At 63.6% G+C, this 15056-nt stretch carries 11 protein-coding genes; 8 read left to right on the top strand and 3 right to left on the bottom strand.

What is annotated here, in order from left to right; genetic code table 11:
- Positions 1-6: 6 nt before the first annotated feature.
- Both XB14_RS18155 and XB14_RS18150 read right to left on the bottom strand, forming a co-directional pair.
- Entirely contained in the window at positions 7-2013 is a 2007-nt protein-coding gene (locus tag XB14_RS18155; RefSeq protein WP_077963011.1) for a CHASE2 domain-containing protein, read from the bottom strand.
- The gene (locus XB14_RS18150) at positions 2013-5669 is read right to left on the bottom strand and encodes a FecR domain-containing protein (protein ID WP_077963010.1); all 3657 of its coding nucleotides are present in this window, start codon (positions 5667-5669) and stop codon (positions 2013-2015) included. Before XB14_RS18150 ends, XB14_RS18155 begins: the two co-directional genes overlap by 1 nt.
- A gap of 288 nt (positions 5670-5957) precedes the next feature.
- Between XB14_RS18150 and XB14_RS33280 the strand changes: the two genes are divergently transcribed.
- A complete protein-coding gene (locus tag XB14_RS33280) occupies positions 5958-6104 on the top strand; it encodes a hypothetical protein (RefSeq protein ID WP_179119610.1) in 147 nt (48 codons plus the stop codon).
- A gap of 52 nt (positions 6105-6156) precedes the next feature.
- Here the strand turns inward: XB14_RS33280 and XB14_RS18145 are convergent, their stop codons facing one another.
- Positions 6157-6843, bottom strand: coding sequence for a GntR family transcriptional regulator (locus XB14_RS18145; RefSeq protein ID WP_077963009.1), 687 nt, complete (start codon positions 6841-6843; stop codon positions 6157-6159).
- A 204-nt stretch (positions 6844-7047) separates the two neighbouring features.
- On the opposite strand from XB14_RS18145, the gene XB14_RS18140 reads away from it, so the two are divergent.
- The 7 genes from XB14_RS18140 (at position 7048) to XB14_RS18110 (ending at position 15010) form a co-directional block, all read left to right on the top strand.
- Entirely contained in the window at positions 7048-8091 is a 1044-nt protein-coding gene (locus tag XB14_RS18140; protein WP_077963008.1) for a 4-hydroxythreonine-4-phosphate dehydrogenase PdxA, read from the top strand.
- Positions 8092-8167: 76 nt separating this feature from the next.
- A complete protein-coding gene (locus tag XB14_RS18135; protein ID WP_077963007.1) occupies positions 8168-9154 on the top strand; it encodes a Bug family tripartite tricarboxylate transporter substrate binding protein in 987 nt (328 codons plus the stop codon).
- A gap of 59 nt (positions 9155-9213) precedes the next feature.
- On the top strand, positions 9214-9714 hold the full coding sequence (locus tag XB14_RS18130; protein ID WP_077963006.1) for a tripartite tricarboxylate transporter TctB family protein: 501 nt from the start codon (positions 9214-9216) through the stop codon (positions 9712-9714).
- Positions 9715-9849: 135 nt separating this feature from the next.
- Complete coding sequence (locus tag XB14_RS18125; protein ID WP_077963005.1) at positions 9850-11388, top strand: tripartite tricarboxylate transporter permease; 1539 nt, start codon at positions 9850-9852, stop codon at positions 11386-11388.
- Between the two features lie 86 nt (positions 11389-11474).
- Positions 11475-12413 carry a sugar phosphate isomerase/epimerase family protein gene (locus XB14_RS18120; RefSeq protein ID WP_077963004.1) on the top strand — a complete coding sequence of 313 codons (939 nt, stop codon included), beginning with the start codon at positions 11475-11477 and terminating at the stop codon, positions 12411-12413.
- A gap of 13 nt (positions 12414-12426) precedes the next feature.
- A complete protein-coding gene (locus XB14_RS18115; protein WP_077963003.1) occupies positions 12427-14145 on the top strand; it encodes a dihydroxyacetone kinase family protein in 1719 nt (572 codons plus the stop codon).
- A gap of 340 nt (positions 14146-14485) precedes the next feature.
- Positions 14486-15010, top strand: a complete 525-nt coding sequence (locus tag XB14_RS18110) for a DUF992 domain-containing protein (protein ID WP_065773756.1) — start codon at positions 14486-14488, stop codon at positions 15008-15010.
- The last annotated feature ends 46 nt before the right edge of the window (positions 15011-15056 follow it).

Raw genomic sequence — 15056 nt, 5'->3', positions numbered from 1 at the left:
ACCGCTTCACTTCTGCTCCCGTCGCGACGTATCGAGGCGGGAGCGCTCCCTCTCGTAGTAGCGCGCCAGTGGCGGCAGGGCGCTCTTCAACTGGTCGAACACCACGTCATGCGCCCGAAGCGAGCCGTCGTACTTGGCTTGCACGAAACCCTGATGGCGTTCGATCGCTTCCCTTTTTGCGCCGATGGCGACGGTGAAGACCGGAGACACGGCGGTGCGACCCTTGACGGTGATGCGATCGAGTTCGGCGACCGGGAAGGTTTTTTCGACGAGGCGGGCCGTCTCCTCGCCGAGAAGCAGAGAGATGCCGTAGTCCTTCGATGCGCCTTCGAGGCGCGCGGCCAGATTGACGGCGTCGCCAAGGGCTGAATAGTCGAAGCGCTGGTGCGAGCCCATATTGCCGACGACGCATTCGCCGGTGTTGATGCCGATGCCGATCCTCAGGGTTTGAGCCGGTCTGCGCTCTCGTTTCGCCTCGCCCTCGAGTTCCCGGTTGACCCGTTCAAGCCGCGCAAGCATGTCGAGCGCCGCACCAACCGCGTGGACGGCGTGGTCGGGATCGTCGAGCGGCGCGTTCCAGAAGGCCATCAGGCAATCGCCGATATATTTGTCGATGGTGCCGCCCTTTTCGAGAACGGCTTCCGAAAGCGGCGTCAGCAGTCGGTTGACCAGCGCGGTCAACCGCTCCGGGTCTTCCTTCATTTCCTCGGCGATGGTGGTAAAGCCCCGGATGTCGCAAAAGAGGATCGACAGGGTGCGCCGCTCGCCGCCGAGCCTCAGGTGCGACGGGTCCTTCGCCAGGCGCTCCACGAGGGCCGGGGAGAGATATTGCTGGAAGGCGCGGGTGATTTCCCGGCGCTTCTTCCGTTCCTCCGCATAGTCGAGCCCGGCCTGCCCGGCGGTCACGGCAAGGAACGCCAGGCCGGGGCCAAGCGGCGACAGGAAGACGTGGCCAAGGCGCATCGCGGCATAGCTGGCGGCGATGATGAGGCTGATGGCGACGGCGCCATAGACAAGCGTGCGCCAGCCGGTCGTCCGCAGCACCGAGGAAGCCGCCAGCATCGCAGCCAGCGCAATGGCTGCAACCACGTAGGGTCTTGCAGCGCGCTGAATGAAAAGGTCATGGGCCAGATTGTCGTAGATGGTTGCCTGCATCTCGACGCCGGAGACGAGCTTGTTCGAGTGTACGGTGTCCGATGTGGTGAACGTGTCGGCGCCGCCATCGGCGATCGACGGTGCGTTTTGCAGGCTGAGACCGACGAGCACGACGCGGTCCTCGAAGATGCCTTCGGGCAGGAAGTTGTCGGGATCGAGCGCCTGGTAATAGGAGACGGTGGGATAGGTCCGTGCCGGCCCGAAGACCTGGATCAGCCCGTCGCTTGGTGGTGCTTGCGATTTTGCGCCGGCGATTGCCGCCAGCACGGCGGCAAACCCGTCCGGATAGTCGGGAACGGCGCGCAACGTTCCGTCGCCGCTGAGGCTGACGGAGGCGATGCCGGTCCAGGCGCCTCTTGCGATGAAGCGGGCAAGCGGCTCGGTGCGCACGAACTGGTCGGCCTGGGGCGCTTCCACCAGCGTCTGATCGCCGGCAAGGACGACGTCTGCGCCGAGCGCCTTTTCCAGCGCCTCGTCATTGGCCTGATCGGCCGAAGGTTCGGCGAAAATCACGTCGATGCCGATCGCCCGCGCGCCAGCCTTGCGCAGCGCATCGATCAGGCGCGCATGCAGGGCCCGCGGCCACGGCCATTGACGGCCGATTTCGGCCATCGACGGCTCATCGATGGCGACGATGATCGGGCTGTTTTCCGGCAGCGCCGGGCCGCCGATGGTCGACAGGTAGTCGAAGCTGCGCAGCTCGTTCAGCCGCCAGGCATTGGTCAAGGTTGCCAGTGACAGCGCGATGGCCACGAAAACCGCAAGAGCGAGAAGTTTCAGCCGCCGTTGCAAGAAACGGGGGCTGTCCCATTGTCCGGACCGACCGCTCGATGCCTGCACGGCGACGCGCTCCTCCATCAGAACCGCACTTTAACCGTGCCCTTGAACGTTTGTCCCCAGCCCGGCAGGCCATTGCTCAACTCGAAGTCTTCGTCGAGCAGATTGAAGGCCGCCAGATCGACCTCGATCTGCTTGTCGAACGGCTCCCATTGCAGCGATGCGTCGAGCGTCCAGAAATCGTTAAGGGTTCTTCCGCCGCCGGGTCGCGAGCCGACATAGTTGGCGGCAACGGTTGTCTTGACGTTTGCCTTGTTGACCCATGTCAGCGCGGCCTGGCCGGTGTTCTCGGGCACGAACAGGAGCACGTCCGGTTGGCTGCCACTGTGTTCCTTGACGTCGGCTTCCGTGTGGGCCGCGGTCAAGGAGAGGCCGAAGCCGTGGCCGATGGCAAAGTTCGCTGTCGCGGCGACCCGGTCGAGCCCGACCTTGGCATAGGCAAGGCTGGTGGTGGAAAGCGGAATGTCGAGCGCGAGTTGCCGCACTTCCTGGTGCTGGTAGTCGAGCGCGGTGAAAAACCAGCTGTTCCATTCTGCGTCCCAACGCAGTGCCAGCGTATCGGCGTAGCCTTCCGCGCCGAAGTGCAGCTGGTTCGGTTGCAGGCCGACGATGCCGATCGGCGCGAGGGTGGCGACGTTGAAGTTGAGGCCATCGCGCATGGCAGCGGCCCGCAGCCAGTGCCGTTCGGCCGGCGCCCAGGCGATGCCGAGTTTCGGCTCGAGCCTGACATCGCCGTCGTTGACGCCCTCGATGTAGCGGCCAAAGAGGGCGCCCTCCGTTTTCAGGTCCGGCGTGATTTCGTAGATCGCATCGACATAGGCCTTGGCGACCGTCTGTGTCGCCGACGTCGAACCGGACGCGATGACAGGCACGCTGCTGCTGCCAGTGCTCAGCCCCAGCGGATCGAAGATGTCGAACGACTGCGATGACCTGACGACGCCGCCTTCGATCCCGTAGCGCCAGGTGAAGTCGCCGTCGCCGTAAAGGTGGTTGATCGCGGCGACATAGGTTCGCTGTTTTTCCTCGTTTCGGCTTGTGGCGAGATCCGGAAACCTCACACCCGAAAAGCGAACCCTCTCGCTGTCCGTGATGTTCTCGTCGGAGAAGAAGAACGCCGCATTGGCGATGTTGCGGTAGCCGAAGGTGTGGCTCCAGGCCACGCCCGAGAGCAGCCGCGTCGCGTCGTTGTCGTTTATCCCGTCGAGATTGAACGGGATGAGGGGCGGAGGTGGGATGTCGAAGATGCTGCGTTTATCATTGAGATCGCCGTAGTTGGCATAGGCCACGACCCTGTCATCCGGTGTCGGCGTGGCCGTCACGTAGCCATTGCCGCCAAGCAGGCGCGCTTCGCGCTCGATTGCGAGACCATTGCCGATACCAATCGTGTCTCGCGGTTCTTCCCATTGAAGGTTGCCATAGACGCTGATCGGGAAAGGCGAAAAGGTCAGTCCGCGTAGCTCCGCTTCGCCGATCCAGCCCTCGTGATCGCTGTCGGCGATGATGCCGCCGCCGAGCGCGGCTTCAAAGAATGGACGCTGGACGAGGTTCGCCGTGCGCTCGCGGCTTGCCAGCATATGCGGCTCGATCAGCAGCCCCTGGAAGAAGGCGGAGAAGCTTTGCGGATTGGTGGAGTTGACGACCGGGCTGCCGTCGAAGTCATAGGTGTTGAACAGCGGATTGACGCTGCCGCGGATGGCCTGGTCGACATAGCTCGATCCTGTGAACGGATCGAAGACCACATCGCCGTAATATTGCCCCCAGGCGTTCAGCCCCTGCAGACGGAAGGCATCGTTGAGCGTCGACCCGGCGTCCTGATTGGCGCCGAGCGGTGCGCTCTCGCCGCCGCGCGCCCGCGTCCTGCGCATGAGTTCCTGCGCGTAGCGGATCGCCGCATCGGAATCGTATTCGTCGATCGCGATCGCGGTCCGCACGGTTGCGACGACAGGGTCGTTCGGGTCGAGCCGGTCGGCATTGTCGAGGGCCTGTGCCGCCGGGATGCGATCTCCCTTTTCGTAATGCGCCGCCGAGAGCAGCAATTGGGCGTTGGAGTAGGCGGGATTGGCCGTCGAACCGGCCAAGAGGTCGTCCATGGCCTTGTCGAGGTCGCCGTTCTGCAAATGGTACCGCCCGCGGGCGACGAGCACGAGGTCGAAGGAGGGATCGATCGCAAGCGCCGTATCGATCTCGCGCTTTGCTTCCGCAAGCCGCATTTCGTCCAGATACTGATAGGCCAGGTTGGCGCGGTAAAGCGGATCCGCCGGATCGAGTTCCACGGCTCTCTTGAATGCTTGTTCTGCACCGCGATTGTCGCCGCGGTCGCTCTTTGCCAGGCCCACCCAGTTCCAGAGAGACGGGTCGCCCGGCGTGATTTCGATGGCGCGCTCGAGATCCGCCAGCGCGCCGGCTCGGTCGTTTTCAATGAGCAAACGATACTTGGCCCGCGATTCGAGCGCGGTCGGATCGTCGGGATCGTTCGCAAGGGCCTTTTCGATGCCATCGCGGGTTTCGTCGCGATCGTCGAGCAGCATTGCGAGCTGTGCGCGGGCCGCCGGAAGGAAAGGATCGTCCGGATATTGCCTTTCGGCCGTCCTGAGCGTTTCGATCGCCGCACGGATGTCGGTGCGGAAGCCTGCGGTCCACGCGGCGGCGAAGGCGGCATAGGCGCCCGTCGCCCGAGACGGCGGCGGCTCGATGCGATCCGGATCCGCCAGGGCGCGTGCGAAGTAGCCGCCGAATGCAGCGACGGAGCGGCGATCGGCGTCGAGCCCGGGGGCTGCGCTGGCAAAGAGCTTTGCCGCATCGCTGTAGCGGTTCTCGGAGCCGGCGATCAGCGCTTCGACGAGATAGGCGCGTGCAGCCTGCGGTCGGTTGAGGCCCAGGCTACGGGCCTGTTGAAGGGCTTCCGTGGCCTTGACCCGCCCGTCGAACCGCAAGTGGATTTCAGCGAGCGTCAGCCAATCTTCGGCAGAACGGGATGCTTCCGGCCGGGCTTCGATCCGTTCGCGCTGGTTACGCATGTCGTGCACCTTGAGCGGCGACGGTGGCATCAAGGCGAAGGCGTCTCTGAGCGACAGATGGAAGAGCATCTGTTCGCGGTCCTTCGGCGTCACGATCACAATCTTGGTCGGCGCCTTGCCGATCGCGGCAACGGCGCCTTCGCCCTGTTTCACCGTGACGCTGCCAAGCGCGTTGCTGAGTTCGACCACGCCTTCAAGCACGGTCAGCGAGGTCGTGTCGCCGGCGACCGTCAGCGTCCAATCGGTACCGCGAATGGCAGCCGTTGCCGCCGGCGTGTCGATCGTGAGGCCCTGGCCGCCGCGTTCCGCCCGTGCCCAGATCGTGCCCGACTGCAGTTCGAGATTGGTATCGCTGCCAGTGCCCATGCGTTTGACGCGCAACGCCGTGTTGCGGCCGAGCCGGATCTGGGTGTGGTCGGAAAAAAGCACCGCCAGCGCCCCGGTTGCATTGGTGCGCAACACGTCACCGGACAAAAGGTCCTGGGCGAGATCGACGAAACGCCAGGTCGAGATGTCGACGAAGCGAACTTCCTCGCCGGATTTGCGGGCAATCACCGACCCCGCGACGGGTGGCGTTCGCTGAACCGGTTCCGCCAAGCCTGCGCCTGGACAGAGGATCGCCGCCGCCGCAAGCAGTCCCCGAAGCCGTTGCCGCCCCATCTTCGTTCCCGTCTCCGCCCCACCGTGGATTCAGTGAATTTCGATCAGGTTAAAGTCAATAGAATTCGAATATTCTTAATTTCTTTCCCAGCGATACAGCTTATCCGGGAGGCAAATCTGTAACACCGGGCGAGAAACAATGCGGCGGGAAGCAACGCGCGATCGCCTGCCGTTCCTTGATGGCGGACAGTTCTTCATTGTTGTCCGGCAATTTGACGTCACTGAATCCGCTGTCGAAAAGCCCGCCGGCTTCGCTGGGTGCGTTGGCGGGCCTATGGCGACCGTGGCTTGCTTTCCAAGCTCTCAAGCCTGGATGTCTCGGGAAACAAGGCGCTGGCCGCAAACCCGGCGCTGCGAGACGCAATTCTCGCGCTGCAAAAGCAGGCGGCCGCAGGAAATGCCAAGGCCGTTACGAACGCCTATTCGAAGTTGTGACGGAAGGTGCGACTGCACGAGCCCTGCCGGGGCTCGCTTGCGCCAGCGTTGTTTACACCGCGGCGCGCACACGCTCCCAGGCATTCATGAGGTGCCGGCCGAGAACTTCGGAGAGCCTTGCCTTGTCGCGGGCTTCGAGCGCGACAATCATTTCCTCATGCTCTGAAACGGCCGCGGCCCATTTTTCGGGCCCCTCGTGGCCGATGAAGCGAATGCGCTTCAGCCGTGTCTGCAACACCGCGTGCATGTCCACCAGGGCGACGTTTGCCGCGAGTTGGACGATGGCCGAATGGATCTGCTGGTTGAGCTTGTAGTATTGCAGCCGGTCACCGGCCTTGTAGCGCCCGACCATTTCGTCGTGCAGCGCGCGCACTTCTGCGATGCCGGCGTCGCTTGCGGCTTCACAGGCGAGCTTGCCCGCAAGTTCTTCCAGCGTCTGCAGCACCGTCAGCATATCATGCACGTCCTTGGCGCTGAAACGCTTGACGACGGCGCCGCGGCTCGGAACGAGCTCCACAAGCCCTTCACTGGCGAGATACTTGATCGCTTCGCGCAGCGGCGTGCGGGACACGCCGAGCTGTTCGCCCAACTGCCCTTCATGCAGCCGCGTGCCGGGCGACAAGTCGCCTTCGATGATCATGTCGCGCAGGTGGCTGACCAGCGTGTCGTGCAGCGCCGTGCGCCTGATCGGACCGGGGCCGCCATCCGGCCGCCTCTCCACAGATGTAATTTCGTTCATTGTTTTTGCTTCTGCGCCTGGCGACTGGGCGTCGACCGTCTGTTCCCGTTGGCGCCGATTGAATCAGCGCTGTCTCATTAAAGCATGGAGATGGGCCTTCCTATCGTCAACAGAAAATGCTGCATACAGAATACAAAAGACTTGATGCAGAATTTTGAATAACGTATGACGGCTATCGAAAGAATGAAGTGGAGGACATCTCTCATGACGACCAACGGTGCAGCCGGTAACGGCGCGCGTCCTGTCATTGCGCTCGCGATGGGCGATCCGGCAGGCATCAGCCCGGAACTCACGGCAAAGCTGTTGGCGCTTTCCGACATCCGCGAGGCCGCGCACATCATCACGATCGGAGATCGCCGCATTCTGGATGAGGGTGCCAAGGCCGCGGGCGTGACGCTCGACCTCGAACCGTCGACGCTCGAAGATCTCGACAAGGCTGGCACCGTCCGCCACGTGTTCGTCGATCTTGCTCACCTCGATCCGGCCGACGTCGTTCGCGGCGAGGCGACGCTTGCCGGCGGAACGTTTGCGACCCGCAACTTCCGCACGGCGTTGGAGCTGGCGCATGCGGGCAAGGCCAATGCCGTCTGCTTCACGCCCTTCAACAAGAAGGCGATGCGCTTTGCCTATCCGGGCTACGACGACGAGATCCGTTTCGTTGCCGACGTTCTCGGCTTCACCGGCAAGGTTCGCGAGTTCAACGTTCTCGAAAAGGTCTGGAACGCGCGCGTCACCTCGCACATTCCGCTCAAGGAAGTGGCTGACAACCTTTCGATCGACGGCATCATTGCCGAACTCGAGCTGACCCAGGCCTGCCTCAAGGAGGCCGGTTATGAGGAGGCGAAGATCGCGGTTGCCGGTCTCAACCCGCATGCGGGCGACGGCGGCAGCTTCGGCATGGAAGAGATCGACATCATCGAGCCGGCCGTCGAAAAGGCCAAGTCGCTCGGCTTCAACGTCGAAGGACCGTTCCCGGCCGATACCGTCTTCGGGCGCGCGCTGAAGGAAGGCTACAACGCCGTCCTCACCATGTATCACGACCAGGGCCAGATCGCGATGAAGCTGATGGGCTTCGACAAGGGCGTAACCATGATGGGTGGACTGCCCTTCGCGCTCTGCACGCCGGCCCACGGCACTGCCTACGACATCGCCGGCAAGGGCATTGCCGACGTTGGCGCCAGCCGTGAAGCGCTGCTTTTGGCAGTGCGTATGGCGAAGAAAAAGGCCGCCCTCAAGGCTGCGGCCTGATTTCGCGCGCTTTCAAGCAATAACGGCGCAGGAGGAGGTCTTGCGCCGCAGAACCACAAAACCGGGAGGACCCGACTTGAAGAATACCGTCTCCATCGCATGCATCATGGCAGCCGTTTTCGGTGTTGCCGCTCCGGCCGCCGCTTTCGAGCCCGACCGTCCGGTTGAGTTCGTCGTCACCGCCGGCCCGGGCGGCGGCACCGACATCTTCGCCCGCACGATCCAGGCGATCATCGGCAAGTACGAGCTGATGAAGGCTCCGGTTGTCGTCACCAACAAGGGCAGCGCCGGCGGCGCCGAAGGCTTCGTCTACACGGCGACCAACAAGGGCGACGCCTACAAGCTGGCATTCGGCACCAACAACGCCTACCTGCTGCCGGTCCGCGCCAAGGTTCCCTACAAGGCTGAAGACCTGACGCCGGTGGCAGCACTCGCTTCGGACGAGTTCGTCCTCTGGGTCAACGGCAAGGCCTCCTACAACACCGCAGCCGACTTTGCCGCCAAGGCGAAGGAAGGCGGCCTGAAGATCGGCGGCAGCCAGTCGAAGGACGTCGACCAGATCCTGACCTCGATGATCAACGAGGCGACCGGCTCGACCATCAACTACATCCCCTTCAAGAGCGGTGGCGAAGCGGCCGTCCAGCTCGCCGGCGAGCACCTCGACGCCAACGTCAACAACCCGAGCGAAAACCTCGGTCAGTGGCAGGCCGGCATGGTCAAGCCGCTCTGCGTCTTCAAGAGCGTCAAGCTTTCGAACGATGCCAAGGTTGCCGGCGACAAGGCCTGGAGCGACATCCCGACCTGCAAGGATACGGGCATCGCCATCGACAACTACTCCATGCCGCGCACCGTCTGGCTGCCGGCCGGCGTTGACCAGGATGTGGTCAAGTTCTATGCCGACCTGATGCGCAAGGTTTCCGAAACGCCGGAATGGGCGAAGTACCTCGCAGACACCTCGCAGTCGCCGTCCTACATCGCCGGTGACGACTTCAAGGCCGCCATCGAAATGGATGGCGAGGCTGTCGGCGAAGTGCTGAAGCGCGAAGGCTGGCTCGCCAACTAAGGCGGACATTGAGGCGGGTGCCTTCGGGCGCCCGTCATTCGCTTTGAAAGGTCACGATCATGAGCGAGAACGGTGCGAATGGGGTCTCCCGCTTCGCGGTTGAGCTTGGCGTTGCCGCACTGACCGGCGCCTTCGGCGCTGCGGTCTGCTACGGATCTCTCGATATCGGCGCGGGATGGACGGAGTTCGGTCCGGAAGCCGGCTATTTTCCCTTCTATGTCGGGCTTCTGATCCTGCTTGGAAGCGTCGCCAATGCGATCCATGCTTTCGTCAAGCATCGCGGATCCGGCGAGATCTTCATCGACGGCCACCGCGTCAAGGTGGTGGGATCGTTCCTGCTGCCTCTGGTCGCCTTTGCCGGCGTATCCGCCTGGCTCGGCCTTTATGTCGGCACCGCGCTCTATATCGCCGGCACCATGGCCTTCCAGGGGCGCTACAAATGGTGGATCGCGTTGCCGTCGGGCGTCGCCGTTTCGCTGTTTTTCTTCATCGTATTCGAGTTCGGTTTCAAGGTTCCGCTGCTCAAGGGACCGATCGAGGCATGGTTCGGGATCTACTGATCCCGACCGCCTAAGGCATGTCGCGCAAACGCGCACTGCGGTTTTGCGATAACGACATGCGGAAAATCAAAAACTTAAAGCGCAAAGAGCGAATCTCAAAGATCGCGACGCGCTTTAAGCCCCGGGAGGAATGACATGGAAAATATCGGTCTTCTGATCGATGGCTTCGGCCACATCCTCAGCTGGAACCATATCCTGCTGATGATGATCGGCGTCACGCTCGGCATTCTGGTCGGCGTGCTGCCCGGCCTCGGCGCGCCGAACGGCGTTTCGCTGCTCTTGCCGCTGACTTTCTCGATGGACCCGATCTCCGCCATCATCCTGCTCTCCTGCATGTACTGGGGGGCGCTCTTCGGCGGGTCGACCACATCGATCCTGTTCAACATTCCCGGCGAACCTTCGTCGGTGGCGACCACGTTTGACGGCTATCCGATGGCGAAAGCTGGGCAGGCAAGCCGGGCGCTGACGCTCGCCTTCGTATCCGCCGGCATCGGCGCACTTGCCGGCGTCGTGATGATCACGCTGCTTTCCGGCTGGGTCGCGAACTTCGCGCTGCGTTTCTCGTCGCCGGAATACTTCGCGGTCTACTTCCTCGCCTTCGCAAGCTTCATTTCGATGGGCGCGCAATCGCCCTTCAAGACGCTCGTCTCGATGATGCTCGGTTTCGCGCTCGCTTCCGTCGGCATGGACACGATTTCCGGCGACCTGCGCCTGACCTTCGATATCCCGACGCTGATCAAGGGCGTCAGCTTCCTGATCGCGGTCATGGGGCTCTTCGGCATTGGCGAACTCCTGCTGACGACGGAAGAGGGCCTGCGCTTCGAAGGCATCAAGGCGCGCGTCAAGCTCGTCGAGATCGGCCGCACGCTGATCGAGATCCCGCGGTATTGGTTCACGATCCTGCGCTCGACCATCATCGGCATCTGGATGGGCATCACGCCGGCCGGCCCGACCGCGGCTTCCTTCATGAGCTACGGTGTTGCCCGCCGCTCTGCCCGCGACAAGTCGAAGTTCGGCAAGGGCGACCCCCGCGGCGTCGTCGCACCGGAAACTGCCGACCACTCGGCCGGAACCTCGGCGCTGCTGCCGATGCTGGCGCTCGGCGTTCCCGGTTCGGCAACGGCTGCCGTGATGATGGGCGGCCTGATGATCTGGGGCCTGACGCCCGGTCCGATGCTCTTCACCGAGCGGCCGGACTTCGTCTGGGGGCTGATTGCGTCCATGTATCTCGGCAATGTCGTGGCCGTCTTCCTGGTGATCGCCACCGTGCCGCTCTATGCATCGATCCTGCGCGTGCCCTTTGCGATCATCGGCCCTGTTATCGTCGCCGTCATCTTCTCCGGCGCCTATCAGGTGGCAAACTCGGTCTCCGACATCTTCATGGTCATCGGCTTCGGTTTGCTCGGTTATGTCTTCAAGAAGCTCGACTATCCCTTAGCGCCGCTGGTCCTGGCCATGGTGCTCGGCGACAAGGCGGAGGACGCCTTCCGCCAGTCGATGCTTCTTTCCGGCGGCACCCTGAACATCTTCTGGTCAAACCCGCTGGTTTCCTCTCTGATGGCGCTCGCTCTTGCCCTTCTGCTGTCGCCGCTTGTCTTCGGGCTGGTCGGCATGGTCCGCAAGCGCAAGCAAGATGCGGCCACGCCGCATGGCGACGGCAGCGCGGCGGCTTGACGGAGCCGCCGCACCTCAAAACAAACGCCGGAAAAGCGCGGCGCGGTCTGCTTATAGACTGCGTCGCAAAATGAGTGAGGAAAACCATGGCGAACCCATCGCGCAAGTGGACCCGTGAAACCTGGCCGATCGCGGCTGCGATGATCCAGTATCCCAACGTGCTTGCCGACGGCAGCTCGGTGCAGGACCAGTCGGTCGAACAATGGGCCGAGACGCTGGCCGATGTCGTCGATGCCGGCTTCACCGAGCTCGACCCGACCGATAGCTGGATCCGGCTCGCCGACCTCTCGGCCTCGCGCCGCGATGACTTCGTCAGGCTGACGCGCGAGCTCGGTCTTTCCATGCCGGCGATCTCGACTGCGCGCCGCAGCGTCATCGACCCGGAACACGGCGACGAATATCTGGCCTACGGCCACAGGGTCATCGATACGGCAGCGGCGATCGGCGCCGGCTCCGTTTCCTTCGGCTTCTTCGGGCCTTTGACCGAGGCACAGAAGAAGGCTCTCTGGTTCTGGACCGTCGACGGCGTCAGGAACCCCGAAGACCCGGCGGTCTGGAGACAAGCGGTTCAGCGTATCCGCGAACTCGGCCGGCATGCGGAGGAACTCGGCATCGAGCTGGCGCTCGAAATGTACGAGGACACCTACATCGGCTCGGCCGATAGCGCGGTGCGCTTCGTCACCGATGTCGGCCTGCCGAACGTCGGCATCAATGCCGATCTCGGCAACCTCGTGCGCTTGCACCGCCCGGTCGAGCACTGGCAACAAATGATGGCAAAGGTTGCACCCTTCGCCAAATATTGGCACGTCAAGAATTACTACCGCACCGAGGACGAGACTTCGGGCCTGGTGGTCACCCATCCGGCGCCGCTGGAATTCGGCGTCATCAACTACCGGGCAGCGATCCGCATGGCATTGGCGCATGGCTTCGACAGCCCGTTCCTCTGCGAGCATTACGGTGGCGACGGCCTCTCCGTCAGCGCCGCCAATCGGGACTATCTGAGGCGTATCCTGCCTCGCGACTAAGGGAAGAGACGCGATGACCACAATCTTTGACGCACCGGAAGAGTTTGCGACGACCGCGCTTGCCGGCTTCAGCTCGATCTACGCGCGCAACGTCCGTCTCGTGAAGGGCGGGGTCGTGCGCTCGACCAAGGTGCCGAAGGGCAAGGTCGCCGTCGTCGTCGGCGGTGGCTCCGGTCATTACCCGGCCTTTGCCGGTTATGTCGGCCCGGGCATGGCCGATGCGGCGGTCGCCGGTGATGTCTTCGCTTCGCCCTCGACTGCGGCCGTTGCCCGCGTCTGCCGGTTGGCCGATCAGGGCGGCGGCGTGCTGCTCGGCTTCGGCAACTATGCCGGCGACGTCTTGAACTTCGGCGTTGCCGCCGAGCGCCTGCGCGCCGAAGGCATCGACGTGCGCATCGTGCCGGTGACCGATGACGTCGCCAGCGCGTCTGCCGAAACGCCTGCCAAGCGCCGCGGCATCGCCGGCGACCTCGTCGTCTTCAAGATCGCTGGTGCGGCGGCGGAAGCGGGCCTTGATCTCGACAACGTCGAGCGCATCACTCGTCTTGCCAACGACCGCACCGTGTCCTTCGGCGTCGCCTTCGGCGGCTGCACGCTGCCCGGCGCCAAGGCGCCGCTCTTCACTGTTCCGAAGGGCGAGATGGCGCTTGGCCTCGGCATCCACGGCGAGCCGGGCATCCGCGAGGAAAAGACGGTTTCGGCGAGCGAGTTGGCCAAACTGCTGGTCGGAAAGCTGCTCGCCGAACGTCCGGCCGACGTTCGCAAGGTTGCACCGCTCCTGAACGGCCTCGGCTCCACGAAGTATGAAGAACTCTTCGTGCTCTGGGTCGCGATCGAGAGGGAACTGAAGGCGGCCGGTCTCGAAATCGTCGATCCGGAATGCGGCGAGTTCGTCACCAGCCTCGACATGCAGGGCTGCTCGCTGACGCTGATGTGGCTGAACGACGAACTGGAGACCTACTGGCGCGCGGCCTGCGATGCGCCGGTGCTGCGCAAGGGGGCGATCATCGCCACGGAACCAGCGACCGATACGCTCAAGGATGACGACGACGCGATATCCTTCGCCCCGGCCTCCGAGGACTCCCGCCAAAGCGGCAAGTGCATCGCACGGCTGATCGCTGAAGTCGCGGAAAGCTTGAAGCAGGCGGAAGATGAACTCGGTCGCATCGATGCCTTTGCCGGCGACGGCGACCATGGGCAGGGCATGCGCCGTGGTTCGGCAGCGGCCGACGAAGCGGCAAGGGCGGCTGTCGCCGCCGGCGCAGGTGCTGCCAGCGTGCTGGCCGTGGCTGGCGATGCCTGGGCGGATCGGGCCGGCGGCACGTCGGGCGCGATCTGGGGCCTGCTGCTGCGCGCCTGGAGCAATGCCTTCAACGATGATGCAGCCCCGACCGATGCTGCCATTGTCGACGGTGCCCGCCGTGCGCTCGATGGCGTCACGCGCCTCGGCCGCGCCCGTGTCGGCGACAAGACGCTGGTCGATGCGCTGGTGCCTTTCGTCGAAACGCTTGAACGCGAATATGCCGCCGGCAAACCGTTGATCGCGGCATGGCAGGCAGCGGCCAAGGCTGCAACCGACGCTGCCGAGGCAACGTCGAGCCTGACGCCGAAGCTCGGTCGTGCCCGGCCGCTCGCTGAAAAGAGCATCGGCCATCCGGACGCGGGCGCCGTCTCGCTGGCGCTGACAGCGCGTGTTGCCGGCGGTTTCCTGGCGCAGGTCGCAAAGGCTTAAGCGTCGATGTTTCCCCCGACCGGGCGGCGCTGTCGTCCGGTCGGAATTTCTCTTCCGTGTGGCCACTCTTTTTCCGGGCAACCAGCTCCGCCGTCACACGCCGCCCGCGCCAATGAGGATCGGCAAGACGCCTCGGGCGCCCCTTTCGTGGCTTTTTCAACACAATCTGCAGTCATTGTTGGGGAAACCCGACCAATTTTATCATCTGCTAAAAGCTTGCCACGGAATTGCCCGATCGCGGGCTATGGCTTTGTTCTCCTGCAGCGTGCGTTATGTGTTTGAGTTCGTGTGCCGCCGGTCAAATGCCAATCATTTCTGACGTTCCGAGAAGGAGACAAGAATGAAAAAGAGTTTTGCCGTGAAGGTGTCCGCAGCGTCTCTGGTTCTCGCTGGCGCGATCGCCGCAAACGCAGCCGATCTCGCGACAGTTCAACCACAGCCTGAGCCCGACACCAGCAACGGCGTCAAGATCGGCTACCTCGATTGCAACATCGCCGGCGGCGTCGGCTATGTGCTCGGGTCCGCCAAGGAAGTCGATTGCGTCTTCCGCTCGACCATGGGCGCCGAAGCGTCCGACCATTACTCCGGCGCCATCCGCAAGATGGGTGTCGATGTCGGCTTCACAACGCAGAGCCGCCTGATCTGGGCCGTGTTCGCGCCGACGGCGGGCTACCACCGCGGGTCGCTCGGTGGCCTTTACCAGGGCGCAACCGCCGAAGCGACTGTTGGTGCCGGCATTGGCGCCAACATCCTCGTCGGCGGCACCTCCGGCTCGATCCATCTGCAGACGGTCAGCGTGACCGGCCAGATCGGCCTCAACCTTGCGGCCACCGGCACGTCGATGACGCTGACGGCGGTCAACTAAGGTCGATTGGGCTGCCCGTTGCACCTCCCACGACGGGGCGCCAAAA

It is taken from the genome of Ensifer adhaerens, from assembly GCF_002007205.1.
GTDB classification, from domain to species: Bacteria; Pseudomonadota; Alphaproteobacteria; order Rhizobiales; family Rhizobiaceae; genus Ensifer; species Ensifer adhaerens_D.
The sequence above is the reverse complement of the archived record's forward strand: the minus strand, read 5'-3'. Positions and strand labels throughout refer to the sequence as shown.

Bases quoted from the DNA above. Each gene is read 5' to 3' on its own strand.
- XB14_RS18130 (WP_077963006.1), top strand. From the start codon at position 9,214: ATGAGCGAGAACGGTGCGAATGGGGTCTCCCGCTTCGCGGTTGAGCTT.
- XB14_RS18120 (WP_077963004.1), top strand. From the start codon at position 11,475: ATGGCGAACCCATCGCGCAAGTGGACCCGTGAAACCTGGCCGATCGCG.
- XB14_RS18150 (WP_077963010.1), bottom strand. From the start codon at position 5,669: ATGGGGCGGCAACGGCTTCGGGGACTGCTTGCGGCGGCGGCGATCCTC.
- XB14_RS18125 (WP_077963005.1), top strand. From the start codon at position 9,850: ATGGAAAATATCGGTCTTCTGATCGATGGCTTCGGCCACATCCTCAGC.
- XB14_RS18155 (WP_077963011.1), bottom strand. From the start codon at position 2,013: ATGGAGGAGCGCGTCGCCGTGCAGGCATCGAGCGGTCGGTCCGGACAA.
- XB14_RS18115 (WP_077963003.1), top strand. From the start codon at position 12,427: ATGACCACAATCTTTGACGCACCGGAAGAGTTTGCGACGACCGCGCTT.
- XB14_RS18140 (WP_077963008.1), top strand. From the start codon at position 7,048: ATGACGACCAACGGTGCAGCCGGTAACGGCGCGCGTCCTGTCATTGCG.
- XB14_RS18145 (WP_077963009.1), bottom strand. From the start codon at position 6,843: ATGAACGAAATTACATCTGTGGAGAGGCGGCCGGATGGCGGCCCCGGT.
- XB14_RS18110 (WP_065773756.1), top strand. From the start codon at position 14,486: ATGAAAAAGAGTTTTGCCGTGAAGGTGTCCGCAGCGTCTCTGGTTCTC.